We start from the raw sequence: 1,250 nt of genomic DNA on the forward strand, positions 1-1,250 counted from the left end.
GGCGTGTACCTCAAGGGGCTGCGCGGCCTGTCCACCGACCGGGCGCACTGCTCGGGCGGCACCTGTCAGCGGTCCTCCTCGGCACCTCCGCTCCAGCCCTCACCCGCAACATGGCCTCTATCCTGCCTATACGCCCTTCGCGCTTCAGGGCTCACGGCTGACAGTGTGGGTCCGGGACGAGGGCAGCGGCTTCGATCCGAGCCAGATCCCCCACCCGCTCGAGCTGGGGAACCGGCTCAAAGCCAGCGGCCGCGGCCTCTTTTTGCTGAGGTCCTTGCTCATGATCACTCGGCTCATCACGGTGTTTGAGGTGTAGGGCAGTGAGCAGGAGGCCCTCAGCAGCTTCTCTTGATTCCGGGCGGACCCTGGCGCTGGCTGACACGTCAGCGCCACCGCTGACATGTCAAAAACGCGAGAAGACGAACTCCGCCTGGCACTCTTCGCGTGTGTAAGAGGGCGGCCTCCCAGTCGGCACGCTGCGTGCAGCGTTGCTCCGCTCGCAGTTCTTATAGAGGAAAGCCCACCATGTTCAAATGTTGCCTGTTGCCATTGTTCTTACTGCTCTGTCTCGGTGTTGGTATGGGGGCGCACGCTGCCCCCGGCAACCTGGCGCAGGGCAAGCCCGCCACGCAGTCGAGCACCAATGACGACTCCGTCGCAGCCCTGGCGGTAGATGGGCAGACCGAGGGCAATCTCATGAAGGGCTCGGTTACCCACACCCTGGATACCAACAAGCCCTGGTGGCAGGTGGATCTGCGGAGCGTGCAGCAAGTGGGGATGGTCGTCCTTCACAACCGGAGCGATTGCTGCGGGGAGCGGCTGAGCAACTTCAAGCTCATGGTGTCCGAGAACGGCTCCACCTGGCAGGAGTACCCCTACCCGGGCACGGCGCCTCTGCAGGTGCAGTTCCCCGTCAACCGCGCAGCCCGCTATGTGAAGGTCCAGCTCAACGGACAGGGCGTCCTCAGCCTCGCAGAGGTCCAGGTCACCGCGCTGAACAACCTGGCGCAGGGCAAGCCCACCTCGCAGTCGAGCACCAATGACGACTCCGTCGCAGCCCTGGCGGTAGATGGGCAGACCGAGGGCAATCTCATGAAGGGCTCGGTTACCCACACCCTGGACACCAACAAGCCCTGGTGGCAGGTGGATCTGCAGAGCGTGCAGCAAGTGGGGATGGTCGTCCTTCACAACCGGAGCGATTGCTGCGGGGAGCGGCTGAGCAACTTCAAGCTCATGGTGTCCGAGAACGG

At 64.0% G+C, this 1,250-nt stretch carries 2 protein-coding genes; both read left to right on the plus strand.

Going from position 1 to position 1,250, the window contains the following annotated elements:
• Nucleotides 1–316, plus strand: a 316-nt coding sequence (locus DB31_RS51770) for an ATP-binding protein (protein ID WP_205628671.1), incomplete at its 5' end; no start/stop codon positions are given.
• Nucleotides 317–579: 263 nt separating this feature from the next.
• The coding region (locus DB31_RS44325) for a galactose-binding domain-containing protein (RefSeq protein ID WP_044200048.1) at nt 580–1,250 on the plus strand (671 nt) is incomplete at its 3' end.

This window comes from Hyalangium minutum (genome assembly GCF_000737315.1).
In the GTDB taxonomy this organism is placed as follows: Bacteria; Myxococcota; Myxococcia; order Myxococcales; family Myxococcaceae; genus Hyalangium; species Hyalangium minutum.